This is a genomic window from Xanthomonas sp. BRIP62415 (assembly GCF_003993515.1).
Classification (GTDB): Bacteria; Pseudomonadota; Gammaproteobacteria; order Xanthomonadales; family Xanthomonadaceae; genus Xanthomonas; species Xanthomonas euroxanthea.
In genome coordinates, this window is record NZ_QEZH01000012.1 from 135,388 (window position 1) to 161,589 (window position 26,202).

A 26,202-nucleotide genomic window follows, 5' to 3' on the forward strand; every position below is an offset into this window, starting at 1 on the left:
GAACAGCGGCTGCGCTGTTGCCGTTGCGATTCCCTATTCCCGATTCCCCATTCCCACGCGCGGAGCGCGCGCATGAACGCCACCCTGCGCATCCTGGCGTGGTTGCTCGCGGTGGCGCTGGTCGCGTTGCCGGTGGTGGCCGTGCTCAATGGCTGGGTCGGTGCCGAGCGCTGGCCGTTGGCGCGGCTGCGGGTGTCGGGCGATTTCAAGCGCGTGCCGGCCGAGCAGTTGCGTGCGGTGGTCCTGCCGTATGCGCGCGCGGGCTTTTTCGCGGTGAAGTTGCAGAGCGCGCAGGACGCCATCGCGCGCCTGCCTTGGGTGGAAAGTGCGCAGGTGCGCAAGCGCTGGCCGGACGTGCTGGAAGTGCACGTCACCGAGCACAAGCCGTTCGCGCGCTGGGGCACCGACCGCATGTTGTCCGAGCAGGGCCGGTTGTTCCGCACCCCGCCGTTGTTGAAGGACTTCAAGCTGCCGCAGCTCGGCGGCCCGGACAGCAAGACCCAGGACGTGGTGGCGCTCTACAACGAGTCGCGCGCGCTGTTCGCGCCGACCGGGCTGGATGTGGAACGTCTGGAAATGGATGCGCGCGGCAGCTGGTCGCTGGGCCTGAGCAACGGCGTGCAGATCGTGATCGGCCGCGACGACGCCCGCGCCCGCCTGCAACGCTTCGCCCGCGTGCTGCCGCAACTGGCCGACCCGCAACGCCCGATCGCCCGCGCCGACCTGCGCTATACCAACGGCTTCACGGTGGAACGGCGAATGGAGAATGGGGAGTCGGGAATGGGCAAAAAGCCAAAGCCAGTGTCGCCCGCTGCGCCGCACACGCTTGTCCTGAACTCTCCCCGCATCCGTGCACCGCTGTTGACCATTCCCCATTCGCTATTCCCTATTCCCGGCTTTAAGACATGAACCGCAAAGGCGACAAATCCCTCATCGTTGGACTGGACATCGGCACCTCCAAGGTCGTCGCGCTGGTCGGCGAGTACTCGCCCGGCAATCCGATCGAAGTGATCGGCATCGGTTCGCATGAATCGCGCGGTCTCAAGCGCGGCGTGGTGGTGGACATCGAATCCACCGTGCAGTCGATCCAGCGCGCGGTCGAAGAGGCCGAGCTGATGGCCGGCTGCGAGATCCGTTCGGTGTATGCGTCGATTTCCGGCAACCACGTGCAGTGCAAGAACTCGCCCGGCATCGTGCCGATCCGCGACGGCGAAGTGACCTGGAGCGATCTGGAGCGCGTGCTGGATGCGGCCAAGGCCGTGGCCATTCCCGCCGACCAGCGCATCCTGCATGCGATCCCGCGCGAATACGTGCTGGACGATTCGCAGGAAGGCATCCGCAATCCGGTCGGCATGACCGGCGTGCGCCTGGAGGTGCACGCGCACCTGGTGGTGTGCGCGCAGTCGGCCGCAGCCAACATCACCAAGTGCGTGCAGAAGTGCGGCCTGCAGGTGGACGACCTGGTACTGTCGTCGCTGGCTTCCAGCGTGGCGGTATTGACCGCCGACGAGCGGGAACTGGGCGTGGTGCTGGTGGATATCGGCGCCGGCACCACCGACCTGGCGGTCTACGTGCAGGGCGCGATCTGCCACACCGCCTCGCTGCCGATCGCTGGCGACCACGTCACCAACGACATCGCGCACATGTTGCGCACGCCGACCCCGGAAGCCGAGCAGATCAAGGTGCGCTACGCCTGCGCGCTGGCGCAGCTGGCTACCGCCGAGGAAAGCATCCAGGTGCCGTCGGTGGGTGATCGCCCGCCGCGCCGCATGCCGCGGCATGCGCTGGCGCAGGCGGTGCAGGGCCGTTACGAGGAAATCTTCGAGATGGTGCAGGCCGAACTGCGCCGCTCCGGTTTCGAGGAAATGGTGCGTGCCGGCATGGTGCTCACCGGTGGCGCCTCGAAGATGGAAGGCGTGGTCGAACTGGCCGAAGAAATGTTGCAGATGCCGGTGCGCGTGGGCATTCCGCAGCACGTCACCGGCCTGGGCGAAGTCGTCGGCAACCCGGTGCACGCCTCCGGCGTGGGCCTGTTGCTGATGGGCAGCCAGATCGAACACCCGCGCCGCCCGTCGATCCCGACCGGACGGGCCGGCAGTTTGTTCAAGAAATTGAAGAATTGGTATCGCGGGGAATTCTGAAGAATCGGGATTCGGGATTCGAGAATTGGTTGAAGCAAAGGTAAAGCGGTTGCGGCAGATTTGAGTGGAGAGCGGTGAGAGCGGGCAGGGCGTAAATACTTTTGTGGTTCCGCTGAGAAAGTGAAGTTGGTGTGGAGATCGCTCGCAGTTGCGATTCCCCATTCCCAACTCCCCATTCCCGGCATTCAAACAACAACATTCGCCGACGTGCGGGTGTTGGGCTGGCGAACGGAGCAATCCGATTCCCCATTCCCGATTCCCCATTCACGGCATCTAAAGAGGACACTGACATGGCACATTTCGAACTGATTGAAAAAATGGCTCCCAACGCGGTCATCAAGGTCGTTGGCGTGGGCGGCGGCGGCGGCAACGCGGTCGCGCACATGGTCAACACCAATGTCGATGGCGTGGAGTTCATCACCGCCAACACCGACTCGCAGGCGATCAAGAACTGCGGCGCCAAGCTGCAGCTGCAGCTCGGCACCAACGTGACCAAGGGCCTGGGCGCCGGCGCCAATCCGGAAGTCGGCCGTCAGGCCGCGCTGGAAGATCGCGAGCGCATCATGGACGCACTGCAGGGTGCGGACATGGTGTTCATCACCGCCGGCATGGGCGGCGGCACCGGCACCGGCGCGGCGCCAGTCGTTGCACAGCTGGCCAAGGAAATGGGCATCCTGACCGTGGCCGTGGTCACCAAGCCGTTCCCGTTCGAAGGCCGTCGCCGCATGCAGGTCGCGCTGAAGGGCATCGAGGAACTGAGCCAGCATTGCGACTCGCTGATCACCATCCCCAATGAAAAGCTGATCACCGTGCTCGGCCGCAACGCCACCATGATCCAGGCCTTCCGCGCTGCCAACGACGTGCTGCAGGGCGCCGTGCAGGGCATCGCCGACCTGATCGTGCGTCCGGGCCTGATCAACGTCGACTTCGCCGACGTGCGCACCGTGATGTCGGAAATGGGCCTGGCCATGATGGGTACCGGTTCGGCACGCGGCGACGATCGCGCGCAGGCCGCTGCCGAAGCCGCCATCCAGAACCCGCTGCTGGACGACGTCAACCTGGCCGGTGCCAACGGCATCCTGGTCAACATCACCGCCGGCCCGGACTTCACCATGTCCGAGTTCGACGAGATCGGCCGCACCATCGAGGCGTTCGCCTCGGAAGATGCGACCGTGGTCGTCGGCACCGTGCTTGACCCGGACATGCAGGACGAAGTGCGCGTCACCGTGGTGGCCACTGGCCTGAACCGTGCGGTTGCCCGCCAGACCCAGCGTCCGGACCAGCGCGCGCCGATCAAGCTGGTGCGCAACGCCACCACCGGCCAGCCGGAGTTCGGCGATTTCGACACCAGCGGCGGCGATGCGGTGTCCAAGGCCGTCGGCGGCAGCATGGGCCTGGGCCTGCGTCGTCCGAGCAGCGACTCGGTCGGCAGCGGCAGCGGTAGCAACAACGGTGGCGGCTCCGCTGCGCCGGCCGCAGACCTGCCCAACGACTACCTGGATATCCCGGCGTTCCTGCGCCGCCAGGCCGACTGAGGAGCGTCGGCCGCGTCGCTACGGCGGCGCGGTCCGTCCCGCCCCGGGGTTTGCCCCGGGGATGCTGTGCCATGTCCTTTCTGCCGGATCGGCCACGATCCGGCAGCTTTTGCAGTTGCGTGACCCGGGAATTACAGTTCCCGTCACGCGCGACTTGTTAAAATTCGGATAATCTCTACGGATTAGACAGCCGGTTCAGCGTCTGTCTGCATTGTTCATCCAGACTTCGCATATGACCCAGCAACGCACTCTCAAGAACACCATTCGCGCCACCGGCGTCGGCCTGCACAGTGGCGACAAGGTGTACATGACGCTGCGACCGGCCCCGGTCGATCATGGCGTGGTGTTCCGGCGTGTGGACCTGGAGCCGATCGTCGAAGTTCCTGCCGATGCCGAACTGGTCACCGAGACCACGCTGTGCACCGGCCTGACCTGCAATGGCGCCAAGATCCAGACCGTCGAGCACCTGATGTCGGCGCTGGCCGGCCTGGGTGTGGACAACGTCATCGTCGAACTGTCCTCGGCCGAGTTGCCGATCATGGACGGTTCGTCCGGCCCGTTCGTGTTCCTGCTGCAATCGGCAGGCATCGTCGAGCAAAACAAGGCCAAGCGCTTCATCCGCATCAAGCAGACGGTGGAAGTGCGCGAGGGCGACAAGGTCGCGCGCTTCGAGCCGTACGAAGGCTACAAACTCGGCTTCACCATCGAATTCAATCACCCGATGATCCCGGCCAAGCAGTCGCGTCAGGAAATCGAGTTCTCCACCTCGGCCTACGTCAAGGAAATCTCGCGCGCCCGGACCTTCGGTTTCATGCGTGATCTCGAGTACATGCGCGAGCGCAATCTGGGCCTGGGCGGGTCGATGGACAATGCCATCGTGCTGGACGAGTTCCGCGTGCTCAACGAGGACGGCCTGCGCTACACCAACGAATTCGTGCGGCACAAGATCCTGGACGCGATTGGCGACCTGTATCTGGCCGGCGGCGCCATCCTGGGCGCCTACGAAGGCTTCAAATCCGGCCACGCACTCAACAACAAGCTGGTGCGCGCGCTACTGGCGGATCAGGCCGCCTGGGAATGGGTCAGCTTCCCCGAGGGCAGCGTGCAGCCACCGGTCACCTACGCCAGCCCCGTCTACGCCTGATGTCGGGGAATGCCGTAATCGGCGTTCGAAGTGTGAACTGCGTCGGATTTACGGCCCGTTCTTAACTTTTATTTAAGACTTCTCTAACTCCTGCGCGGCCCAGGCCCGCTAGGATGCGTCGGGTCGTGCGCGGCCTTCGCAACTCTTTCACGCCGCGATGGCCGTCGCGTAACAGGCGGCACCGACTCACCGTTTGGTGGGTGGAACGTCCTGCAGGGAGGCCAGCGCATCGCGCAGACCTCGGTGCGTGGCCTCCGACACAGGACGTGGACGCTCGCGATTCTGCTGCGTTGGGGAATGCAGCGGGGTGGTGGTGGTCTTGATGGTCACTGCGGTGGCCTTCAGTCCGATGGATCGGGCGGCATCCAGTAATTGGGTCTCGGCAAGTCGCAACTTGGCATGCCAGACAGGTGAATCAACCAGAAAAACCAGCTGTTCGTCTCTGACATTGGCCAGCCGGCAACGGGTGGCCAGATGAGGCGGTAACAGGGGGCGCAACTGCCGGTCCAGCGCATCGAGCCACAAGGCGCGGCGCAAGGGGTCGCCAGCCTTTTCACCCAACGCGGCCTCGATGGCCGGTTGTGGGACGGAAGGGTTGCGTGCGTTGGACTTGGGCTTGGACATGACACTCATATGGCGTTGAAGAAAGTTGTAATCAAATCTCGCGAAACCCGGGCGCAACGGTTGGCCCGGCAGTTCCAGGGCTTCGCTGCGGATCGACCGATGGTAGTCCTCGGTGCCGTGCTCGGGCTGGGCATGTTGATCGGCATCGGTGCCAGCACCGCCACCGGCATGGTGACCAATTCCGCGTTGCAGGCCAAGGTTGCCCGGCAGCAGGCCGAGCTGGCCCAGGCGCAGCGCGCCTCGCAGGCGCAGGTCAACGCACTGGCCGCGCGCATGGGCGAGCTGCAGGCGCAGGCCACCCGTCTCAATGCATTGGGCGAGCGGCTGACCGAAATGGGCAAGCTGAAGGACGGCGAGTTCGACTTCGACGCGCCGGTCGGCGTCGGTGGCGGCGATGAGCCGGTCAGCGACATGCCGGTCGAATCGCTCAAGCAGACGCTAGGGCAGGTCGAACAGCAGTTCTCCGCCTCCGGCCAACAACTGAACGTGCTGGCCACGCTGATGTTCGATCATCAGCTCGAACAGAATTCGGTGCCCTCGCGGATGCCGATCCGCAACACCTACATCACCTCCGGCTTCGGCGGCCGCGCCGATCCGTTCGACGGCGGCTCGGCCTTCCACAAGGGGGTGGACTTCCACGCCAACGTGGGCGACCCGGTGATGTCGGTCGCCGATGGCGTGGTCAGCTACGCCGGCGTGCGCGGCGGCTACGGCAACGTGGTGGAAGTGGACCACGGCAACGGCTACGTGACCCGCTATGCGCACAATTCCCGCCTGGTGGTGAAGGTGGGCGATCTGGTCCGCGCCGGCCAGCAGGTGGCCAGGGCCGGATCCAGTGGCCGCTCCACCGGCGCGCACGTGCATTTCGAAGTGTGGGCGGACGGGCGGGTGGTCAATCCGCGCAAGTTCCTGGGCGATACCAATACGCCGGTGGGCCGCCGCGGGCGCGGTTGACGACGGCGCGGGTGGTGCTTGATTCGTGAAGGCCCGCCCCAAGCTACAATAGGGTGTTGCCATCGACAGGGCGCAGTGCGCCCTGTTTCGTTTACGGCGGCCGGGTCTTGGGGACCGGCGTCGGTCAAACCGTTCCTTTTCAACCGGTTTCTTCAATGATCAACAGTCTGCTTACCCGTGTCTTTGGCAGTCGTAACGAACGCCAGCTGCGCCAGCTCAACCGCCTCGTCACCCAGATCAATGCGCTGGAGCCGACGATCGAGAAGCTCTCCGACGCCGAGCTGCAAGCCAAGACCCCGGAGTTCAAGCAGCGACTTGCCGCCGGCGAGTCCCTGGACAAGATTCTTCCCGAAGCCTTTGCGGTGTGCCGCGAGGCCAGCCGCCGCGTGCTCGGCATGCGCCATTACGACGTGCAGCTGATCGGCGGCATGGTGCTGCACCTGGGCAAGATCGCCGAGATGCGCACCGGTGAAGGCAAGACCCTGGTGGCCACGCTGCCGGTGTACCTCAACGCGCTGCAGGGCGAGGGCGTGCATGTGGTCACGGTCAATGACTACCTGGCCCGACGCGACGCCGCGCAGATGGGCAAGTTGTACAACTGGCTGGGCCTGAGCGTGGGCGTGGTGTATCCGGGCATGCCGCACAGCGACAAGCGCGAGGCCTATGGCAGCGACATCACCTACGGCACCAACAACGAGTTCGGCTTCGACTACCTGCGCGACAACATGGCGCTGTCCAGGGCCGACCGCTACCAGCGCAACCTGCATTACGCGATCGTCGACGAAGTCGACTCGATCCTGATCGATGAGGCGCGCACCCCGCTGATCATCTCCGGCCCGGCCGACGAATCGCCGGAGCTGTACATCCGCGTCAACCGCATCGTGCCGCAGCTGACCCGGCAGGAAAGCGAAGAGGGCGAGGGCGATTACTGGATCGACGAGAAGGGCAAGCAGGTGCATCTGTCCGAGGCGGGCATGGGCCACGCCGAAGAATTGCTGATGCAGGCCGGCATTCTCGAGAATGCCGAGGACGGCCTGTATGCCGCGCAGAACCTGAGCGTGGTGCATCACCTCAATGCCGCGCTGCGCGCGCATGCGATCTACCAGCGTGACGTGGACTACATCGTGCGCGATGGCGAAGTGGTCATCGTCGACGAATTCACCGGCCGCACCCTGTCCGGGCGTCGCTGGTCCGACGGCCTGCATCAGGCGGTCGAGGCCAAGGAAGGCGTGCCGGTGCAGCGCGAGAACCAGACGCTGGCCAGCATCACCTTCCAGAACCTGTTCCGCATGTACAAGAAGCTGTCCGGCATGACCGGTACGGCCGATACCGAAGCCTACGAATTCCAGAGCATCTACGGCCTGGAAGTGGTGGTGATCCCGACCAACCGCCCGACCGTGCGCAAGGACCATCCGGACCAGGTGTTCCTCAACCGCAAGGGCAAGTTCAACGCGGTGCTGGCCGACATCGAAGACTGCGCCAAGCGCGGCCAGCCGGTGCTGGTGGGGACCACCTCGATCGAGACCTCGGAGATGCTGTCCGAGCACCTGCGCAAGGCCGGGGTCAAGCACGAAGTGCTCAACGCCAAGCAGCACGAGCGAGAAGCCACCATCGTGGCCAACGCCGGCCAGCCGGGCGCGGTGACCATCGCCACCAACATGGCCGGTCGCGGTACCGACATCGTGCTGGGCGGTTCGCTGGAAACCGAACTGCATGCCATGGGCGAGGACATCAGCGACGAGCAGCGCCTTGCGGCCAAGACCGAATGGCAGCGTCGCCACGACGCGGTCAAGGCGGCCGGCGGCCTGCACATCATCGGTACCGAGCGGCACGAGTCGCGGCGTATCGACAACCAGCTGCGCGGCCGTGCCGGTCGTCAGGGCGACCCGGGTTCCTCGCGCTTCTACCTGTCGCTGGAAGACAACCTGATGCGCATCTTCGCCTCGGACTGGGTCCAGAAGGCGATGCGCATGATGGGCATGAAGGAGGACGACGTCATCGAAGACCGCCTGGTCAGCCGGCAGATCGAAAAGGCCCAGCGCAAGGTGGAGGCGCACAACTTCGACATCCGCAAGAACCTGCTGGATTTCGACGACGTCAACAATGATCAGCGCAAGGTGATCTACGCCCAGCGCGATGAATTGCTGGATGCCGAATCGGTCAAGGACAACGTCGACGGCATCCGTGGCGATGTGATCTACGACCTGGTCGCGCGCTTCGTGCCGCCCAATTCGGTCGACGAGCAGTGGGATCTGAAGGGGCTGGAAGCCACGCTGGAATCGGAGCTGGGCATGCCGCTGGCGCTGAGCGAGATGGCACGTACGCAGGAAGAACTGGACGCCGAGCAGATTGCGGCCAAGGTGCAGGCGGCGGTGGATGCGCACTTTGCCGAGAAGGAAGTGGCGGTGGGCAGCGACACCATGCGTGCCTTGGAGAAGCACGTGATGCTGACCGTGCTGGACCAGGGCTGGAAGGAGCATCTGGCCAAGATGGATTACCTGCGCCAGGGCATCTATCTGCGCGGGTATGCGCAGAAGCAGCCCAAGCAGGAATACAAGAAGGAAGCCTTCGAGCTGTTCTCCGAGATGCTGGAGAACGTCAAGCGCGAAGTGATCAACCTGCTGGCGCGCGTGCGCATCCGCAGCGAGGAGGAAGTGGCCGAGCTGGAAGAGCAGGAACGCCTGCAGGCGCAGGCGCGGCTGATGGCCTCGCAGTTCCAGCATCAGGACGCCGGCGGCTACGGTGCCGACGAGGAAGTGGAACAGATGCAGGGCGGCAACGCCCCGGTGCCGGTGTCGCAGGTGACCCGCGACGAGCCCAAAGTAGGCCGTAACGATCCGTGCCCCTGCGGCAGTGGCAAGAAGTACAAGCACTGTCACGGTCAACTCAGCTGAGCTGAGTTGACCGTGGTGCAGCCCGCCTGGCGGGCTGCACACCAGGCGTCCGCGTCGCGGACGCCTGGTACACGGTCCTTGCTTCCGATCCCCGCGCCTCTGGCGGGCCCCTTACCAAGGGGGCTCTGCTGACGGAGGGATTCGTTGGAGCTGCTGATACTCAGGCATGGAATGTGGGTGGCGGGGTGCAATGACCCCACTGAATCTCACGCTTTTTCCAACTCTCCGCCTAGTCCCTGTCAACGGCTTGGCTTGCGTGGTTGCCAGGCACGGTCTGCAACCCGTGGCATAGACGCCAGGAGCGTTCGACCAGCTCGATGGGCGCTGTCCTGGTGAGCCTGGGCTTGGCGCGGTTCGCCCCACGCTTGTCCATCGCGCGCCGGTGGCAACCATGCCTGCTGCACGCAGGCTTTTCCGCCTGCGACACTGCGGGGCGTATGCTCGATCCACGTCCTGCGGGGGAGTGCGTCATGTCGCAGCTGTCGAGCCAGCAACTGAAGGTGTTCGTGCCTGCGCGCGACTACGCGCTGTCGCAGCGGTTCTATCGCGCGCTGGGCTTCGTGCAGGAGGACGAGGTGGGCAATGTGACCTGCTTCCGGCATGGCACGCATTGCGCGTTCCTGCTGCAGGATTTCTACCTGCGCGAGCTGGCCGAGAACCTGATGCTGCACCTGTGGGTGGACGATGCCGACAGCTGGTGGCAGCACGTGCACGATGCCGGCCTGGACGCGCAGTTCGCAGTGACCTGCAGCGTGCCGGAAGACCGTCCATGGGGCGCACGCGATTTCACCCTGCACGATCCCAGCGGAGTGCTCTGGCGCATCGGCCATCCACTGTAGACGTGAATCGGGAATCGGGAATCGGGAATGGGGAGTTGCAAAGGCGGGCATGGTGCGTGCTTCAAACGATTCCCGATTCCCGAATCTCCAATCCCCGCCCTCAAGCGATTGCGCTGAACCGCTCACTCGCGGCACTCTTGTGCCCATGCCCGATTCTCTGAGATCCATCCACGTCGTCGCCGGCGTGATCACCGACGCCCGCGGCCGCATCCTGCTGACCCGCCGCACCGAGACCCGCGACATGCCCGGCCTGTGGGAATTTCCGGGCGGCAAGCGCGAACCCGGCGAAACCTCCGAACAGGCCCTGGTGCGCGAACTCAACGAAGAGCTCGGTATCGAGGCGCAGGTCGGCGAGTGGTTGATGGACGTGCCGCAGCTGTACCCGGACAAGCGGCTGCGCCTGGAAGTGCGCCACATCACCGCCTGGAAGGGCAGCCCGCGCGGCCGCGAAGGCCAGGCAATGACCTGGGTGGCCGCGGACAAGCTGACCCGGTATTCGATGCCGCCGGCCGACGTGCCGGTGGTCGGCGTGCTGCGCCAGCCCGACCGCTATCTGATCACGCCCGAGCCGGACGATGACGCGCTGTGGCTGGAAGGCCTGGAGCGTGCACTGCAGGACGGCATCACGCGCATCCAGCTACGTGCGCGGCAGGCCGAACCGGCACGCTGGCAGGCCTTGCTGCAACAGGTGCTGCGCCTGCGCGGCCGTACGCGCGCGCAGCTGCTGCTCAATCGCGACATCGCACTGGCCGGCGAACTCGGCATCGGCGTGCACCTGGGCGCGGAGCAGTTGGCCAGCCTGCAGGAGCGCCCGTTGCCGGCCGAACAGCCGGTTGCCGCCTCGTGTCATGGGTTGGAGGATCTGCGCCACGCCCAGCGTCTGGGCTGCGATTTCGCGGTGCTGGGGCCGGTGCAGGCGACCGCATCGCATCCGGGTGCGACACCCCTGGGATGGGAGGGGTTCGAACGCTTGCGCGAGCAGGTCTCCTTGCCGATCTACGCACTCGGGGGCATGCAGGTCGACGACCTGCGCGAGGCACGTGCGCATGGCGCGCAGGGCATCGCGGCGATTCGCGCGCTGTGGCCGCAGTGACTGCGCCGTCAGCGACCTTGGTGGTGTTCGGCGGATTGCCCGGCGTCGGCAAGAGTTCCATTGCCCAGGCGCTGCTGACGCACTGCACTGCGTTTTATTTGCGTATCGATACGATCGAGCAGTCACTGCGCGAAAGTGGTGCACTGGCCAACGACGTCGGACCAGCCGGCTACATGACCGCCTATGCGCTTGCCGCGGCCAATCTGCGGCCGGGTCACGTGGTGGTCGCCGATTGCGTGAACCCACTGCCGGTCACCCGTGAGGCGTGGCGTGATGTGGCGCGCCGCACACGCAGCCGCCTGTTGGAGATCGAAGTAGTGTGCAGCGATCGCAAGATGCATCGGCAGCGCGTGGAATCGCGGCAGAGCGAGGTGCCCGGATTGCGCATGCCGGATTGGTCCTCCGTGCTCGCGCATGACTACGTGGCGTGGACCGAGCCGCATTGGATGATCGACAGCGCCGCGCTGAATCCGCAGCAGGCGGCTAGGCAGATCATGGACCGGCTCGCCGCGTAGCCTGCGGGCCTCACCTCCTGAGGCATGGGGTCCAACGGACTCTCGGAGCCGATACGCTCTACCGACGCAGGTACTTCGCCACTGCAATCCGCCGGCGTCCGTCAAGACGGGCGTTGCGCTAGAACGTCACCCAGAAGCAGTTGTACTGCCGACGCAGCCGCAATACGCTGCGCGCGGGTGTGCCGCTGGCGAGATTCTGCTCCAGGCGCAGGCCCCAGGGGCGTGGGCGGCCCGGGGGTGCCGGGAGTGGGGTGTCGGTCGCACTGCCGTCCAGTGATGGAGCCGCCGCCGACGTGTTCGCATCGGCTTGCCAGGTCGGCGGATCGCGTTGCGGGTACATCGGGACGATATCCAGCAACGGACGTTGCACGATGGCTTCCAGCCGGCTCAGTACCTGGCTGGCGGCCGCGTCGGACTGGCCGCTCCACAGGTACAGGCTGGAGAGCCGGTTGACGTCGCGGCTGTCCACCGCCAGTTGCAGCAACGACACCAGTTCGCTCAGCCGGCGCGGGCAGCCGTAGCCAGACAGGCCGGTAGTGCCCTGCGTGCGCGTGGCCGGCGGCGGGCGCGCCGCGGCGCCGACATCTTCGCAGCGGCGGTCGGTGAACATGGTCTGCCCGTCTGCTGTCACGCAGCGGCGGATCTCCTGCGCCTGCCCGCGCATGGCCGGGCAAAGGCAGGACAGCAGCAGCAACGGCAGCAGGAGGCGGGGCATCGACGCAGCGTAACGGGCCGTGCGTGAGCCGGCGCGCAACGTGCCAAGACAGCGGTAGCCTGTACGGCGCTTGCGCATCACGCGCGCCTGCCGGTGCCGTGCCCGCACAGACAGCCAGCAACGGCATGGCATCGCTGGCGTGGCTCAGCGCCCGAGCAGCTGCAGCACCTGCGTGGTCGGCTTGGCCAGGTTGAGCGTGTAGAAGTGCAGCGCAGGCGCGCCACCGGCGATCAGGCGCTCGCACACGGTGGCCACTACTTCCGCACCGAAGGCGCGCACCGCCTCGGCATCGTCGCCGAAGGACTGCATCTTCTTGCCGATCCAGCGCGGAATTTCCGCGCCGCATTGCTCGGAAAAACGCCGCAGCTGCGAGAAATTGGAGATCGGCATGATGCCGGGGATGATCGGGATCTCCACGCCCATGCGCTGCACCGTGTCGCGGAAATGAAAGTACGCATCGGCGTTGTAGAAATACTGGGTGATTGCGGCATCGGCACCGGCATCCACCTTGGCCTTGAAGTAACGCAGATCGCTCAGTGCGTCGGTCGCCTGCGGATGGGTTTCCGGATACGCACCGACCTCGATCCGGAACGCATCGCCATGCTCGGCGCGGATGAAGGCGATCAGGTCCGAGGCATAGCGCAGGTCGCCCGGATGGCCCATGCCCGAGGGCAGGTCGCCGCGCAGGGCGACGATGCGGGTACAGCCGATCGCGCGATACAGCTTGAGCAGCTCGCGGATCTCCTGGCGGCTGCCGCCGACGCAGGACAGGTGCGGGGCGGCCTCGAAACCGTGCTTCTGCTTGAGGTGGCGCACCGTCTCGGAGGTGTAGCTGAGCGTGGAGCCGCCGGCGCCGAAGGTGCACGAGACGTACTCCGGCGCGTAGCCCTTCAACCTGGCCGCCGTGCGGTCCAGCTGTGCGCGCTGGTCGTCGGTCTTGGGCGGGTAGAACTCGAAACTGAGAGGCGTCATCGCGGCGGGTCCGGCGGATCGTGCCGGCATAATATCGCTTCATCGCGATGAATGCATATTTGGTTGCGAGTGTCCTGGATGCGGCTGCCTCGGGGAACTCGTGCATGCCTGCGCCATGTGCGACAGGGGTTGGGGCCGCTTCGGGCGCCAGTCTCCGGGGTGCGGCGTACACGGTAAGCTCCAGTCCCCCAGGCCATTTGATCGGAGCGCGACATGCAAGAACAGCAAATGGATGTCATCGCCGAATCGCTGGGCCGCATCTGGGTTGCGTTGGCACGCAGCGTCGGTGATCTGGCGCTTGCCCTGGCCGAGCAACCCGGCGTGGATGGCGACAAGTTGCTGAGGGACTTCGCCGCCCGCCTGCCGTCGGATCAGGATGACGGCACCTCCAAGGTGTTCGAGGCGATTCGCCAGTACATCGACCAGGACGCCGCGCCCAGCGCGCAGTGATGCGTTGCCACGTGCGTCTGCAATGCAGGCGCGCGTGCTGATGCGGTGTGGTCTTGCGATGCGCTTGCCGGCAACGGAATGACGGCCCGGTCTGCGGGCCTGCGGGCGATTGCCGCATAGAGGCGCACCCGGACTGGCATCAGTGCGGTGGCGTGCGTCCGTTGCAGCACCGCTTCAACGCGTGCGCCGGCCATCGCGTAGTCGCTCGCCCTGCGTTGGTTGAGAGTGGGGTCACGCCGCGCGTGGGTGAGGTGTGGCGACCGGGCGTGCGCCATGCCTTGACGCAGGGATCCCTACACTGGGCGCACTTTCTACGGAGTGCTGCGCATGAGCGATACCACGATGACCGCAATCGCCATCCGCGATGGCAAGGGCGATGCGGATGCGCTTTACCCCGACGAGCAGCCGCGTCCCCGCCCCGCGCCGGGGCAGGTGCTGATCCGCGTGCATGCGGCCGGCATCAATCGTCCCGATCTGCTCCAGCGTGCCGGCCACTATCCGCCGCCGCCCGGCGCACCGCAGACGCTCGGGCTGGAAATCGCCGGGGAGATCGTGGAGCCGGCCGGCCGCTGGAAGGTGGGTGATCGGGTATGTGCACTGCTGGGCGGTGGCGGTTACGCGCAATACGCAGCGGTCGATGCGCGGCATGTGCTGCCGATTCCGGCCGGCATGGAGATGGCGCATGCCGCGGCGCTGCCGGAAACCGTCTTTACCGCGTACGCCAACCTGTTCGAGCATGGCCGGCTCGCCGCCGGGGAATGGCTGCTGCTGCACGGCGCCACCTCCGGGATCGGGGTGACGGCGATCCAGATGGCCAAGGCCGCCGGTGCGCATGTGCTGGCCACCGCGCGTTCGGCGGGCAAGGCGGCGCAGGCACGCGAGCTGGGCGCCGATGTGGCGATCGACTCCACCACCGAATCCTTTTTCACCGTGGCCAAGGCGCACGGCGGGGTGGATGTGTCGCTGGACATGGTGGGCGCTGCAGTATTCGCCGACACCCTGGAGGCGCTCAATCCGCGCGGACGTATCGTCTACATCGCCTCGCAGGCCGGCTCGACCATCGAGGTACCGATTCCGTTGCTGATGCGCAAGCAGGCCATCCTCACCGGCTCGACGCTGCGCCCGCGCAGTGCCGACGAGAAGGCGCGCCTGGCTGCGGAAGTGGAGCGCGTGGTGTGGCCGTGGATCGCGCAGGGCAAGCTGCGCGTGCTGCTCGACAAGCGCTTCCCGCTCAGCGAAGCCGCTGCAGCGCACCGCTATCTGGAGCAGGGCAGCCACCTGGGCAAGGTCGTGCTGGAGATGTGAGTGCATGCGGCGGCCTGCCTGACGCGTGCGTGTCGGGCAGGTGGCGCGGACCGTCGCAGCGTGAGGTTGCCGGCCAGCGCATCGCCATGCGCGTCCAGGCAGCTGTCTGCAGTCGGCGTGGCTGCCACGGCAGATCATGCAGGCGTGTCGACCACCGCTTCGAGGTGGTGCCCATCCGGATCGATGACGAACGCGGCGTAGTAATCGTCGCCGTAACCCGGTCGCAGGCCGGGTGCGCCGTTGCAGCTGCGCTTGTTGCCGCAATGGCCGCCCTTGCACGGCCACCGGGCGCCGCAGGTATAGCAAAACAAGCAGGAGCGATGTCTCGCAGCGAACCGCGGCCTGACCGTACACTGCGCCGTTGCGTGCGCTTGTGCATCGCGCCGCTGCTGCAGTGTCCGTGTACAAGCGCCTGAAACGGGCGATCGCGGGTCCCGCCACTTCACCATCAGCCCGAAGGTTTCGATGAAGCATCCAGACGCATTGCGCATTGCCCTTGTCGGCATCGGCAAGATCGCCCGCGACCAGCACGTGCCCACCATCGCCGCGCGCGCCGATGTGCAACTAGTGGCCACCGTGAGCCGGCATGGCACGGTCGACGGCGTGCCGGCCTATCACACCCTGGAAGAGGCCTTCGCTGCGCATCCACAGATTGAAGCGGTCGCGCTGTGCACGCCACCGGTGGGGCGGCATGCGCAGGCACAGGCCGCGCTGGCTGCCGGGCGCCATGTGTTCCTGGAAAAACCCCCGGCCGCCACCCTGGCCGAGATCGACGACCTGCGCGCATTGGCGCAGCGCGCGCAACGCAGCCTGTTCACCAGCTGGCATTCGCGCTGCGCCGCCGCAGTGGCGCCTGCGCGGGCGTGGCTGACCGACAAGCAGATCCTGCGCGCGCATATCACCTGGAAGGAAGACATCCGCCATTGGCATCCGGGCCAGGACTGGATTCTGGAGCCGGGCGGCATGGGCGTGTTCGATCCCGGCATCAACGCGCTGTCCATCGTCACGCATCTGTTGCCGCGCCCCTTCGCGCTGCGCCAGGCAGAGCTGCACACACCGGAGAACCGTCAGGCACCGCTGTACGCCAGGCTCGGCTTTGTCGATACCGCCGGTGTGCCGGTGACGGCAGAATTCGACTTCCTGCAGACCGGCCATCAGCGCTGGGATATCGAAGTGGACACCACCGATGGCCTGCTCATGCTCAGCGAGGGCGGCGCCAGGCTGAGCATCAATGGCCAGCCGCAGCCAGTGGAGGCGGCCGGCGAGTACGACGGTTTGTACCGCCGTTTCGTGCAGTTGGTGCGTGCCGGCGAGTCGGAGGTGGACGTCACCCCGTTCGTGCATGTGGCCGATGCGTTCATGCTCGGCGCGCGCAAGGTCACCGCGCCGTTTGCCTGGTAAGTCGGCGCGGTATCGCTCGCGTTCCAGCATGGCGTGGAATGGAAGTGCGCTGTGCGCAACACCCCGACTGAGGTCTCGACGACCCGGGCAATGACACGGCACCAGGCGCATGCAGCGATGTGCCTGGTGCCTGCGCGCCTACCTGCTGTCCAGCGCCACGGTGCCAGCTGCCACGCCGCTCGCATCCAGCGGCCTGGCACGCGTCGCAGTGCGCGCAGCGTGCTGGCGCAGTGCGGGAGTGATCTGCGCACGGAAGCGCCGTACCACCCATGTCTCGTCCAGTAGCGCAAAGGCGAAAAAGCCCAGCAGCGTGCCGGCAACCAGCGTGGGTGCATGTGCGAACGTGCCGGGCAGCAACAGGCTCAGCCACAGGAAGATGTTCGGCGAGGTCTGCAGCAGGTGGATGTCCGAGGCGATCGCCGCGGATACGCCCTTGTCCGTCACGCGCTGGTAGGCGGACAGATACGCTGCGCTGCCCAGGCGGCAGGCCAGCAGCAGCGCAAACGGCAGCAGCAAGGCGGCCCATGCCTGCCAACCCCCATGCCGCAGGGCGTCTGCCAACGGCCTGCCACCCGCTTGCAGCCCCACCAGCAAGGCCAGCGGCACCATCGTCAGCGAGCCCGCCCAGCCCCAGTTGGTGGCCAGTTTGCCGGCTGCGATCGGCCGCGCACGTCGCCAGCCCTGTGCCAGCAGGGACGGCGCCGCCAGCGCGATCAGCAACACCACGAAGAAGCGTTCCAGTGCATGCGCATTGCCCAGCACTTCGTGGTGATCCAGGAACAGCAACAGCAATGCAACCGGCAGCACGATCGACAGCACCAGCGTGTAGCGCGCCGCAAAGAAATAATCGCCGCCGCGCGCAAGCGAGAAGGTGGGCACCGACAGCGCTGGTGGCACGATCAGCAGCAAGCCGAGGACATGCACCCATTCGTTATGCGACTGCGTGAGCAGCACCATGGCCAGCCCGGCGCGTGCCGCACTGACCACGCTCAATGCGAGGTTCTCCGGTCCTCCGGTCAGGCGCAACGCACCCGGTTCGATACGGACCGACAGGAAGAACGCATTCACCGCCAGCAGCGCCACGATGATGGTGGAGATCAGGCCATGCGGTAGTGCGAGGCCCATGCACGACAGCGCAAAGCCGGCCACGGCGGCGATCAGCATCCATTGCAGCAAATGGATTTCGGTCTGCTCGCCCAGGTAGTTCAGACGCGAGGAACTGCGCGCGGTCATGCGCTTGAGCTCCTCCCACGACAACGGGCGCGAGTTGGGCAGCCGGAAGTCGATGTACTCGGCGGGCGGCAGGCCCGAGGCGATCAATGCGAACACTTCGACGATGTACTTGTGCGCCACCACCAGCACCTGCTTGCCCTGGCGGTCCAGCGGTGCCAGCACCGTGTCGTAGTAGTGCTTGCAACGCGCGTACATGTCCATCCAGTGCTCGCCGTCAGGCGGTGCACCATCGGCATCATGAAAACAGGCATCGAAGAGGCCATGGCCGATCGACTTCTTGATCAGCGTCTTGTTCTTGCCGGCGAAAATGCCGAAGTCGCGCTCCTTCAGCGCATCGCTGTACAGCACCTGCGGAGCATCAGGGGCGCCTTCCAGGATGATCGCCGCGGTGGCCTGGGCGCGTTCGAGCGTCGAGACATGCACCTGGTCGAAACGCAGCCCGCGTTGTCGAACGAAGTCGGCTGCCTGCCGAGCCTGTCGGCGGCCCAGTGGCGTCAGCGGCGAATCCTGCGCACCGGCAAAATAGTTCTGCTCGTTGGCGAGCGACTCGCCATGGCGGACGAAGTACAGAGGCATCGGCTTGCTCCGGTTGCTCGATTGTTCGGCGGTCGAGAACGTTGTCCGATGACCGGGCAACGCCCTTCGCTGCACTCGGCACGCCTGCCTGCAGGCGACAACGGCGTGCATCGGGCTGCCACATAGGTCCGGGGCGCAGCAGGATTCGTTGCATCAACGGACTCTCCGTGCCGGTTTGGTTCAGCGCCTGTCCAAGTTTGTGTTGATGGCCACTGGATACAAAGCGGCAGCCGCGGCACGACTGCCCGCCATGGCCGCATGCGGGTGCCTGAAAGCACGCAGCCTGCGCGCGCATGCTGCGGCGCAGGCCGCGTATCGAGCGGCTGGTGACGCGGTGCTGCACAGGAGTGCGAATGCTTACCTGCCCGGTCAACGGTCACCTGCGTGCGGCCGATTCAACAACCGTGGCGATCGCTCAGCGACGCCACATGCGCGCGCCACGCGCCGGCAGCGTAAAGGTGTGGGAGCTGCCGGTGATGCGGACCACGTTGCCGGAGCCCAGCGCATCGGTGTAGTCGGCATTCCAGTACAACACGCTGTTGTTCATGCCCACCGTGGTGGTGACCGGATTGCCGCACTTGTTGATGCCAACGATGCCCAGGCTGCCACGACGGAACAGGATATGGCAGGCGCTGGACGACAGCACCTGCATGTCGGTGCCCTGCATGCCGTTGTGGAAGCCGATCATGCGACGCAGATCCTCGCGTTGGTAGGCGTTGACCCAGCGGTTGTCGCCGCTTTCGTTGTTGTCGGTGTAGATCATCGGCATGCCACCGTTGCGGCCGATCAGATACGCGTACGCCAGCGTCTCATCGACCGGGTCGAGGATGGCGTAACGGAAGCCGGCATTGTTGGGGATGTCGTGGGTGACGGCGAAGGTCACCGCGCGATTGCCTGGCAAGGCCTGCCCGGTGGATGCCGGATCCACCAACTGCTGCAGGCTCGCGCCAATGCCGAATGCATTGCGGACCGCGTTGAACAGCGGGAAGTCGTAGGCCGCATGCGGTGTGGATTGCAGATACGGTGCCAGGAATTGATCGTAATCGCCGTTACCGGTGCCGCCGCCGGTGATGACTTCGCCAAACACGTACACGCCGGAGCGGATGCCGGCATCGAACACGCGGTTGAGGTGGTCGAAGGACATGTGCTTAGCCGCGTCGACCCGGAAGCCGGTAACGCCCAGGCCCTTGAGTGCCTGCAGATAGGCGCGCTGTTGTTGCACCACCCACTCATTGCCGAGCAGATCCGGCAGGCCCGGATCGCTGCCGCCGCCGCAGATACGGTAATTGCGCACCTGATAGGCGTCGTTGTAGTTGGTGATGCACTGCGCAGGGCCGAAATCGCTGGCGCTCAGGAAGTTCGATTGCAGGGTGCCGAACAGGCGCAACGTATCGTAACGGCCCGGATCTGCAGCATATTGCGCGAGCACGGCGCTGCCGGGGTAATTGAGGTCCGAACGTGTCGCCGCCTCGTTGGCCATGTGGTTGAGCACGACATCGGCATAGGTTTCCACGCCGTTGTTGGCCAATGCCTGCACCATGCGCCTGAAGGCGATGGTGTCGCCGAGCGGGTTGTCGATCAGGCGGATGTCCTGCGGCTGGTAGCGCGCCCACCAGGCGCTGCCTTCGGAACGGTACGCCGGCGCAACCAGGACCTTGCGATACCCGGCATCGGCAATCTGCCTGGCGCGCGCTTCCACGGTGGCATACGGCCAGTTGAAGGCATGCAGGATGACATCGGCCTGGACGTTGGCTGTCACCAGCAGCAAGGCCAGCGCGGTGAGCAATGCGCGGGCGCCGCGCTGCAGGGCCGAGGTTGGAGAGTGGGCAGGTGTGGTGCGCATCGGGTGGTTCTCCAGTGGTAGGCGCAGGCCGGCGTGTGCATCACGCTGCCCGCGGCAAGGCCTCCGGCCCCTGTTCCGGAGAGCGCGCGCACGGCGTGCAGCGCGCGGTGATGCTAAGCGTGCATCGCGACGCAGCATCGGTGTTGTGCATACGTATTCAATGCAATGGACCGCGGAACTGCGCACGGCGTTCGGCGGCAACAGGGTGGCCGGTCGCACAATGCAGCGCAGCGGCGAGCGGCGCCGCGCTTGGTTTCGGCCGGGAGCTCGCGGAAGCCGGGTGCCGGGCGCGCTAAACTAGCGGCCAGTTCATTGCCGATCCTTCCCATGCGTAATCCATTGCAAGAACAACTGCTCAAGGCCGGGCTGGTCAAGAAGGCCCAGGTGGACAAGGTGGCGCGTGAGCAGGTCAAGCAACGTCATGCCAAGGGCGGGGCGGCATTGCCCGCAGATGCCGACAAGGTGGATGCAGCGCGCCTGCAGGCCGAGCGCGCCGAGCGTGATCGCGCACTGGCCGAGGAGCGCAAGGTGCAGCTGCGGCGGCAGGAACTGCTGGCCCAGGTCCGGCAGATCGTGGAGACCAACAAGATCAAGCGTGAGGGCGAGATCGACTACCGCTTCAACGACGGCAGCGTCATCCGCAGCGTGCTGGTCAACACTGCGCTCCGCAGCCAGCTGGCCAGCGGCGCGCTGGTGATCGTGCGGCATGGCGATGGCTTCGAGCTGATTCCGCGCGCCGCTGCCGACAAGGTCTACAGCCGCGATGCGGACGCTGTGGTGCTGGATCATGGCCGTAGCAGCACGCCAGCGCCGCCGGACAGCGACGACGACTACTACAGCCAGTTCAAGGTACCGGACGATCTGATCTGGTAAGTGGTCGCGCCGCAGGGCGGCAGGCTACCCTGGCGTCCTTCGCCATCCGACCACGCTCATGTCCATCGTTCTCACACCGTTTGCCCGCACCCGTCTGTTTCCCCGCGATGGTCGTCGCAACGCCATCCAGGATTGCACGCCCGAGCAGTTCATCCAGCGGCTCAACGAAGAAACGCCGGTGCGCGTGATCGCAGGCTATGCGCCGTTCTGCCAGCTGCATGTGCACCGCAACTGGACCTTGACGCGCTGCCTCACTGCGCCGATTACCGACGACAACCGCCATCAGTTGCGTTCCGGCTATGAGGCACGCAGCACGCAGGAGTTGCCGGTGCTGGTGCGTTGGTTCGAAGGTGTGGAGCCGCCGGTGGCGACGTACTTGCTGCCGATCCTCTACAGCCGCGATCAACTGGCCAGGGAAGGCGCGCCGATCGACGCCGATTGGGGCGTGGTCGGTTGCCTCTACACCACCGAGCCGGAAGAAATTCCGATGGCGCCCATCACCATGCTGCGCAACGCACTGGGCGTGGACGAGGGCGGCTCCGGTGTGGCACTGGACCGCGATGCGTACTGGCGCAGCGTTGCGTTCTGGGAACGCAATGCGAACTGGCGGCCGTAGCAGGCCGCCAGCTGCAGCGCATCGTGCGATTTTTCGCGCGGCAGGGAAAAGGGCGCTGCTGCTTAACTCGGGCCTGTCGATGTCGCCGCATGCGGCGAGCGGAGGTCGATCGCCGTGTGGGGCCGCTTCCACGCATGGCCATCACCATCCGGCATCCTGCAAAGAAAACGGGCGCCTTGCGGCGCCCGTTCTGTTCAAGCGGTGACATCCGGGCAATCAACCGCCCGGCTGATCAGTAGCGGTAATGATCCGGCTTGTACGGGCCGGCCACGTCCACGCCGAGGTACTCGGCCTGGTCCTTGGTCAGGGTGGTCAGCTTGACGCCGATCTTTTCCAGGTGCAGACGTGCCACTTCTTCGTCCAGGTGCTTGGGCAGGATGTAGACCTTCTTCTCGTAGCTGTCGCGCTTTTCCCACAGGTCGATCTGCGCCAGGGTCTGGTTGGCGAACGAGTTGGACATCACAAAGCTCGGGTGGCCGGTGGCGCAGCCCAGGTTGACTAGGCGGCCGTCGGCCAGCAGGAAGATCGCGTTGCCGTTGGCGAACACGTACTTGTCGACCTGCGGCTTGATGTTGATCTTCTCCACGCCCTTCAACGCATTCAGCGCATCGACCTGGATCTCGTTGTCGAAGTGGCCGATGTTGCAGACGATGGCCTGGTCCTTCATCGCCTGCAGGTGCTCGACGGTGATGATGTCCTTGTTGCCGGTGGTGGTGACATAGATGTCACCGCGGCCCAGGGTGGATTCGATGGTGTTGACCTCGAAGCCTTCCATCGACGCCTGCAAGGCGCAGATCGGGTCGATCTCGGTGACGATCACGCGGGCACCGTAGGCACGCAGCGAGGCGGCACTGCCCTTGCCGACGTCGCCATAGCCGCAGACCACCGCAACCTTGCCGGCCAGCATCACGTCCATCGCGCGCTTGAGGCCATCGGCCAGCGACTCGCGGCAGCCGTAGAGGTTGTCGAACTTGCTCTTGGTGACGGAGTCGTTGACGTTGATGGCCGGGATCAGCAGCTTGCCGGCTTCGGCGATCTGGTACAGACGGTGCACGCCGGTGGTGGTCTCTTCGGAGACGCCCTTCCAGTCCTTGACCACGCGGGTCCAGTAACCCGGACGCTCGACGGCCACGCGCTTGAGCAGCGCCTTGATCACGCCTTCCTCGTGCGAGGAGGCCGGCTCGTCGACCCAGGTGCTGCCGTTTTCGAGCTCATAGCCCTTGTGGATCAGCAGGGTGACGTCGCCGCCGTCGTCCACCACCAGCTCCGGGCCGGTCTGGGTGCCGTCGGGCAGGGTGAAGGTCAGCGCGTCCAGGGTGCAGTCCCAGTACTCTTCCAGCGTCTCGCCCTTCCAGGCGAACACCGGCGTGCCGGAGGCGGCGATCGCGGCGGCCGCGTGGTCCTGCGTGGAGAAGATGTTGCACGAGGCCCAGCGCACGTTGGCACCGATGTCCTTGAGCGTTTCGATCAGCACCGCGGTCTGGATGGTCATGTGCAGCGAGCCGGTGATGCGCACATCCTGCAGCGGCTTGGTCTGCGCATGCTTGCGGCGGATCGACATCAGGCCCGGCATCTCGTGCTCGGCGATGTCCAGTTCCTTGCGGCCCCAATCGGCCAGGGAAAGATCGGCGATCTTGTAGTCCGTCTGCGCGACGGTTTTTGCGACAGCGTTCATGCAATAGCTCCGGTAGGCAAACAAATGTCTGCAGTTCCGGGCGCCGTTGAACGATGAATGCTGGTCGAGCCTGGCCGTAGTTTCCTGCACCTGTGGTGCAGTAGGCAGATCAGTCCGCCATACCGGTCGCAGCGCCCCTCGACGAGAGCATCGATTATATCGGCAGCACCCCCCTCCGGCATGAATTGGTGTGCACCCAACCAACGGCAGGGGGAGCGGTGCGCGGGCGGCTGCTATGGTCCGGAGTCGATCGACACTGGGGATGGACAATGCAGGCGATACCCGATGCACGGCACGGCAGGCGGCGGCAGCGATGGGTCCTGGTCGGCGCGCTGGCGCTGAGCGCAACACCACTGGCTGCAGCGGCAGCCGTCGCACCGGCCGCCCAGCCCGCCGCGGCGGCAAGCACCGGCTACCAGCTGCCCTCCAAGGCGCTGCAGGCGGTGGTGGATGCCCCGCGCGCACCGCTGCTGCACCTGTCGCCCAAACGCGACCTGGGCGCGATGGTGCAGTTGCCTGCATTGCCGGACATCGCCGAAGTGGCCCAGCCCGAGCTCAAGCTGGCCGGCCTGCGCATCCATCCCAAAACGGTTGCCAGCAGCCGGTTTGCCTTTGCCGACAAGCTGTGGCTGCTGTCGGTGGCCGATGGCAGCGAGCGGCAGATCACCGGTCTGCCGACGCCGTTGGCGCTGGCTACGGTGAGCTGGTCGCCGGATCAGCGTTATCTGGCGTTCCGCCGCGAGGACGCGGCCAGCGGGGCCAACGAACTGTGGCTGGTGGACGTGGCGGCCGGGCAGGCCAGGCGCCTGGTCGCCGGCTTGAACACCAGCGTCGACGACGCCTTGCACTGGTTGCCCGATGGCAGCGGCCTGCTGCTGCAACAGCAGGTGGCCGGGCAGGGCACGCCACCGGCGCGCGACGCGACCCCGGACGGCCCGGCGATCCAGCAGACCAGTGCCGCGGCCGGCGTGCGCTCGCTGCCGACCTACCAGGACCTGCTGCGCAACGAGGCCGACGCGCGCGTGTTCGAGTACTACGCCACCGGCCAGCCCATCATCGTCGGCGTGACCGGGCAGGTGCGCCCGATCGCCACGCCCGGCATCTATCTCAACCTGTCGGTATCGCCGGATGGCCGCTACCTCCTGAGCGAACGCGCCGAACGGCCGTTTTCATACGTGGTGCCGGTGGACAATTTCGCCCGCCGCATCGAGGTGCTGGACCTGCAGGGCAAGCTGGTGCGCCAGATCGCCCAGCTGCCGTTGGTCGAAGGCCTGCCGACCGGCAACGACGCGGTGCCCACCGGCGTGCGCGATATCGCCTGGCGCGCCGATGCGCCGGCCACGCTGGTCTGGGCCGAGGCGCAGGACGGCGGTGATCCGGCCCGCGCGAGCACGGTCCGCGATGCGGTGCTGATGCAGGCCGCGCCGTTCGCGCGCGCGCCGGTGACGCTGGCACGGTTGGGTAGCCGGTATGAAGGCATCCAGTGGGGCCGCGGCGATCTGGCCATCCTCAGCGAAAGCTGGTGGAAGACCCGCCGCACCAAACAGTGGCGCATCGCACCGGACCAGCCACAGCGCGCACCCGAATTGCTCTGGGACCGCTCCTCGCAGGACCGCTACAACGATCCCGGCACGCCGGCGACCGTGGCCGACGGCAAGGGCCGCACGCTGCTGCAGACCGGTGCCGACGGCAACAACCTGTTCCTGCTCGGCAAGGGCGCTTCGCCGGAAGGTGATCGCCCGTTCGTGGATCGCTTCGATCTGCGCAGCAAGCGTGCCACGCGTCTGTTCCATTCGCAGGCGCCGAGCTATTCCGCGCCGCTGGCGTTGCTGGACGCGCAGGGCACGCAGTTGCTGCTCAGCCGCGAATCGCCCGAGGAGCCGGCCAACTACGTCGTGCAGACGTTGGGCGACGCAGCGCCTGCACCGCGGGCGTTGACGCATTTCGCCCACCCGCTGCCGCAGTTGCGCGGCGTGCAGAAGGAGCAGATCCGCTACAAGCGCGCCGATGGCGTGGACCTCACCGCCACGCTGCTGCTGCCGCCCGGTTACGACCCCAAGCGCGACGGCCCGCGGCCGCTGCTGATGTGGGCCTACCCGGGCGAGTTCAAGAGTGCCGATACCGCCAGCCAGGTCACCGACTCGCCGTACCGTTTCAACGCGATCAGCTACTGGGGCCCGCAGGCGTTCCTGGCGATCGGCTATGTGGTGCTCAACAACCCGACCATGCCGATCGTCGGCGAGGGCGATGCCGAGCCCAACGACACCTACGTGCCGCAGTTGGTCGCCGATGCGCAGGCCGCGGTGGACGAAGTGGTGCGGCGCGGGGTCACCGACCGCGAACACATCGCCATCAGCGGGCATTCCTATGGCGCCTTCATGACCGCCAACCTGCTTGCGCACACGCGGCTGTTCAAGGCCGGCATCGCGCGCAGCGGGGCCTACAACCGCTCGCTGACGCCGTTCGGCTTCCAGGCCGAGGAGCGCAACTACTGGCAGGCGCAATCGGTGTACCAGGCGATGTCGCCGTTCAACTACGCCGACAGGATCAAGGACCCGCTGCTGCTGATCCACGGCCAGGACGACAACAACACCGGCACCTTCCCGATCCAGAGCGAGCGCATGTTCGCCGCGATCAAGGGTCTGGGTGGTACCGCGCGGCTGGTACTGCTGCCCAACGAATCGCATGCGTATCGCGCACGGCAGTCGATCCTGCAGATGCTGGCCGAGAGCGAGCAGTGGTTGAAGACCCATCTCGGCGAACCGGTGAAGGAGACCGGCGCGACGCGTACGCGTTGATCGATG

At 66.0% G+C, this 26,202-nt stretch carries 21 protein-coding genes, 1 pseudogene and 1 riboswitch; of the genes and pseudogenes, 15 read left to right on the plus strand and 7 right to left on the minus strand.

The features are described from left to right. Positions 1 to 72: 72 nt before the first annotated feature. From EO141_RS03065 to lpxC, 4 genes are all read left to right on the plus strand, one after another. Positions 73 to 909, plus strand: coding sequence for a cell division protein FtsQ/DivIB (locus EO141_RS03065; RefSeq protein ID WP_127168514.1), 837 nt, complete (start codon positions 73 to 75; stop codon positions 907 to 909). Beyond that, the gene (ftsA, locus tag EO141_RS03070) at positions 906 to 2,141 is read left to right on the plus strand and encodes a cell division protein FtsA (RefSeq protein ID WP_003485272.1); all 1,236 of its coding nucleotides are present in this window, start codon (positions 906 to 908) and stop codon (positions 2,139 to 2,141) included. Before EO141_RS03065 ends, ftsA begins: the two co-directional genes overlap by 4 nt. Positions 2,142 to 2,431: 290 nt before the next feature. Continuing rightward, a complete protein-coding gene (ftsZ, locus tag EO141_RS03075) occupies positions 2,432 to 3,676 on the plus strand; it encodes a cell division protein FtsZ (protein WP_104584569.1) in 1,245 nt (414 codons plus the stop codon). Between the two features lie 232 nt (positions 3,677 to 3,908). Beyond that, a complete protein-coding gene (lpxC, locus tag EO141_RS03080) occupies positions 3,909 to 4,820 on the plus strand; it encodes a UDP-3-O-acyl-N-acetylglucosamine deacetylase (protein ID WP_104584571.1) in 912 nt (303 codons plus the stop codon). A 186-nt stretch (positions 4,821 to 5,006) separates the two neighbouring features. Here lpxC and EO141_RS03085 read toward each other — a convergent pair whose 3' ends face one another. Then, complete coding sequence (locus EO141_RS03085; protein ID WP_104543326.1) at positions 5,007 to 5,453, minus strand: DUF721 domain-containing protein; 447 nt, start codon at positions 5,451 to 5,453, stop codon at positions 5,007 to 5,009. On the opposite strand from EO141_RS03085, the gene EO141_RS03090 reads away from it, so the two are divergent. The 5 genes from EO141_RS03090 to EO141_RS03110 all read left to right on the plus strand — a co-directional run bounded on the left by EO141_RS03090 (position 5,454) and on the right by EO141_RS03110 (position 11,739). Beyond that, positions 5,454 to 6,398 carry a M23 family metallopeptidase gene (locus tag EO141_RS03090; RefSeq protein WP_104649684.1) on the plus strand — a complete coding sequence of 315 codons (945 nt, stop codon included), beginning with the start codon at positions 5,454 to 5,456 and terminating at the stop codon, positions 6,396 to 6,398. Between the two features lie 155 nt (positions 6,399 to 6,553). Beyond that, the gene (secA, locus tag EO141_RS03095) at positions 6,554 to 9,292 is read left to right on the plus strand and encodes a preprotein translocase subunit SecA (protein WP_104584574.1); all 2,739 of its coding nucleotides are present in this window, start codon (positions 6,554 to 6,556) and stop codon (positions 9,290 to 9,292) included. 470 nt (positions 9,293 to 9,762) lie between these two features. Further along, the gene (locus tag EO141_RS03100; RefSeq protein ID WP_119129628.1) at positions 9,763 to 10,131 is read left to right on the plus strand and encodes a VOC family protein; all 369 of its coding nucleotides are present in this window, start codon (positions 9,763 to 9,765) and stop codon (positions 10,129 to 10,131) included. A gap of 145 nt (positions 10,132 to 10,276) precedes the next feature. Then, positions 10,277 to 11,224 (plus strand): Nudix family hydrolase, encoded by a 948-nt coding sequence (locus EO141_RS03105; RefSeq protein WP_104649683.1) that lies wholly within the window; start codon positions 10,277 to 10,279, stop codon positions 11,222 to 11,224. Continuing rightward, positions 11,221 to 11,739: an AAA family ATPase gene (locus EO141_RS03110; RefSeq protein WP_127168515.1), complete on the plus strand. Its 519-nt coding sequence runs from the start codon at positions 11,221 to 11,223 to the stop codon at positions 11,737 to 11,739. Before EO141_RS03105 ends, EO141_RS03110 begins: the two co-directional genes overlap by 4 nt. Before the next feature lie 118 nt (positions 11,740 to 11,857). Here the strand turns inward: EO141_RS03110 and EO141_RS03115 are convergent, their stop codons facing one another. After that, entirely contained in the window at positions 11,858 to 12,454 is a 597-nt protein-coding gene (locus tag EO141_RS03115) for a hypothetical protein (protein ID WP_104584619.1), read from the minus strand. 144 nt (positions 12,455 to 12,598) lie between these two features. Further along, positions 12,599 to 13,426 carry a methylenetetrahydrofolate reductase [NAD(P)H] gene (gene metF / locus EO141_RS03120; RefSeq protein WP_126970534.1) on the minus strand — a complete coding sequence of 276 codons (828 nt, stop codon included), beginning with the start codon at positions 13,424 to 13,426 and terminating at the stop codon, positions 12,599 to 12,601. Positions 13,427 to 13,639: 213 nt separating this feature from the next. Between metF and EO141_RS03125 the strand changes: the two genes are divergently transcribed. Next, on the plus strand, positions 13,640 to 13,876 hold the full coding sequence (locus EO141_RS03125) for a hypothetical protein (RefSeq protein ID WP_104649680.1): 237 nt from the start codon (positions 13,640 to 13,642) through the stop codon (positions 13,874 to 13,876). Positions 13,877 to 14,203: 327 nt separating this feature from the next. Further along, positions 14,204 to 15,181: an NAD(P)H-quinone oxidoreductase gene (locus EO141_RS03130; RefSeq protein WP_127168516.1), complete on the plus strand. Its 978-nt coding sequence runs from the start codon at positions 14,204 to 14,206 to the stop codon at positions 15,179 to 15,181. Between the two features lie 134 nt (positions 15,182 to 15,315). On the opposite strand, the pseudogene EO141_RS21885 reads toward EO141_RS03130, so the two are convergent. After that, a pseudogene (locus tag EO141_RS21885) lies at positions 15,316 to 15,426 on the minus strand (VOC family protein); the annotation flags it as partial. A gap of 220 nt (positions 15,427 to 15,646) precedes the next feature. Here EO141_RS21885 and EO141_RS03140 point away from each other — a divergent pair. Continuing rightward, positions 15,647 to 16,582 carry a Gfo/Idh/MocA family oxidoreductase gene (locus EO141_RS03140; RefSeq protein ID WP_127168518.1) on the plus strand — a complete coding sequence of 312 codons (936 nt, stop codon included), beginning with the start codon at positions 15,647 to 15,649 and terminating at the stop codon, positions 16,580 to 16,582. 138 nt (positions 16,583 to 16,720) lie between these two features. Here EO141_RS03140 and EO141_RS21615 read toward each other — a convergent pair whose 3' ends face one another. Together EO141_RS21615 and EO141_RS03155 are read right to left on the minus strand one after the other, a co-directional pair. After that, on the minus strand, positions 16,721 to 18,391 hold the full coding sequence (locus EO141_RS21615; RefSeq protein ID WP_241236615.1) for a histidine phosphatase family protein: 1,671 nt from the start codon (positions 18,389 to 18,391) through the stop codon (positions 16,721 to 16,723). A 415-nt stretch (positions 18,392 to 18,806) separates the two neighbouring features. Next, complete coding sequence (locus EO141_RS03155; RefSeq protein WP_206514777.1) at positions 18,807 to 20,177, minus strand: alpha-amylase family protein; 1,371 nt, start codon at positions 20,175 to 20,177, stop codon at positions 18,807 to 18,809. Between the two features lie 384 nt (positions 20,178 to 20,561). Between EO141_RS03155 and EO141_RS03160 the strand changes: the two genes are divergently transcribed. Next, positions 20,562 to 21,107, plus strand: a complete 546-nt coding sequence (locus EO141_RS03160) for a DUF2058 domain-containing protein (RefSeq protein ID WP_127168520.1) — start codon at positions 20,562 to 20,564, stop codon at positions 21,105 to 21,107. A 58-nt stretch (positions 21,108 to 21,165) separates the two neighbouring features. Further along, the gene (locus EO141_RS03165) at positions 21,166 to 21,723 is read left to right on the plus strand and encodes a DUF3228 family protein (protein ID WP_127168521.1); all 558 of its coding nucleotides are present in this window, start codon (positions 21,166 to 21,168) and stop codon (positions 21,721 to 21,723) included. A gap of 232 nt (positions 21,724 to 21,955) precedes the next feature. On the opposite strand, the gene ahcY is transcribed toward EO141_RS03165, so the two are convergent. After that, the gene (ahcY, locus tag EO141_RS03170) at positions 21,956 to 23,398 is read right to left on the minus strand and encodes an adenosylhomocysteinase (protein WP_127168522.1); all 1,443 of its coding nucleotides are present in this window, start codon (positions 23,396 to 23,398) and stop codon (positions 21,956 to 21,958) included. Between the two features lie 31 nt (positions 23,399 to 23,429). Continuing rightward, positions 23,430 to 23,544: riboswitch (S-adenosyl-L-homocysteine riboswitch) on the minus strand. A gap of 123 nt (positions 23,545 to 23,667) precedes the next feature. Here ahcY and EO141_RS03175 point away from each other — a divergent pair. Continuing rightward, the gene (locus tag EO141_RS03175; RefSeq protein ID WP_127168523.1) at positions 23,668 to 26,196 is read left to right on the plus strand and encodes a prolyl oligopeptidase family serine peptidase; all 2,529 of its coding nucleotides are present in this window, start codon (positions 23,668 to 23,670) and stop codon (positions 26,194 to 26,196) included. Positions 26,197 to 26,202 lie beyond the last annotated feature (6 nt).

Bases quoted from the DNA above. Each gene is read 5' to 3' on its own strand.
- EO141_RS03065 (WP_127168514.1), top strand. From the start codon at position 73: ATGAACGCCACCCTGCGCATCCTGGCGTGGTTGCTCGCGGTGGCGCTG.
- ftsA (WP_003485272.1), top strand. From the start codon at position 906: ATGAACCGCAAAGGCGACAAATCCCTCATCGTTGGACTGGACATCGGC.
- ftsZ (WP_104584569.1), top strand. From the start codon at position 2,432: ATGGCACATTTCGAACTGATTGAAAAAATGGCTCCCAACGCGGTCATC.
- lpxC (WP_104584571.1), top strand. From the start codon at position 3,909: ATGACCCAGCAACGCACTCTCAAGAACACCATTCGCGCCACCGGCGTC.
- EO141_RS03085 (WP_104543326.1), bottom strand. From the start codon at position 5,453: ATGAGTGTCATGTCCAAGCCCAAGTCCAACGCACGCAACCCTTCCGTC.
- EO141_RS03090 (WP_104649684.1), top strand. From the start codon at position 5,454: ATGGCGTTGAAGAAAGTTGTAATCAAATCTCGCGAAACCCGGGCGCAA.
- secA (WP_104584574.1), top strand. From the start codon at position 6,554: ATGATCAACAGTCTGCTTACCCGTGTCTTTGGCAGTCGTAACGAACGC.
- EO141_RS03100 (WP_119129628.1), top strand. From the start codon at position 9,763: ATGTCGCAGCTGTCGAGCCAGCAACTGAAGGTGTTCGTGCCTGCGCGC.
- EO141_RS03105 (WP_104649683.1), top strand. From the start codon at position 10,277: ATGCCCGATTCTCTGAGATCCATCCACGTCGTCGCCGGCGTGATCACC.
- EO141_RS03115 (WP_104584619.1), bottom strand. From the start codon at position 12,454: ATGCCCCGCCTCCTGCTGCCGTTGCTGCTGCTGTCCTGCCTTTGCCCG.
- metF (WP_126970534.1), bottom strand. From the start codon at position 13,426: ATGACGCCTCTCAGTTTCGAGTTCTACCCGCCCAAGACCGACGACCAG.
- EO141_RS03125 (WP_104649680.1), top strand. From the start codon at position 13,640: ATGCAAGAACAGCAAATGGATGTCATCGCCGAATCGCTGGGCCGCATC.
- EO141_RS03130 (WP_127168516.1), top strand. From the start codon at position 14,204: ATGAGCGATACCACGATGACCGCAATCGCCATCCGCGATGGCAAGGGC.
- EO141_RS03140 (WP_127168518.1), top strand. From the start codon at position 15,647: ATGAAGCATCCAGACGCATTGCGCATTGCCCTTGTCGGCATCGGCAAG.
- EO141_RS21615 (WP_241236615.1), bottom strand. From the start codon at position 18,391: ATGCCTCTGTACTTCGTCCGCCATGGCGAGTCGCTCGCCAACGAGCAG.
- EO141_RS03160 (WP_127168520.1), top strand. From the start codon at position 20,562: ATGCGTAATCCATTGCAAGAACAACTGCTCAAGGCCGGGCTGGTCAAG.
- EO141_RS03165 (WP_127168521.1), top strand. From the start codon at position 21,166: ATGTCCATCGTTCTCACACCGTTTGCCCGCACCCGTCTGTTTCCCCGC.
- ahcY (WP_127168522.1), bottom strand. From the start codon at position 23,398: ATGAACGCTGTCGCAAAAACCGTCGCGCAGACGGACTACAAGATCGCC.
- EO141_RS03175 (WP_127168523.1), top strand. From the start codon at position 23,668: ATGCAGGCGATACCCGATGCACGGCACGGCAGGCGGCGGCAGCGATGG.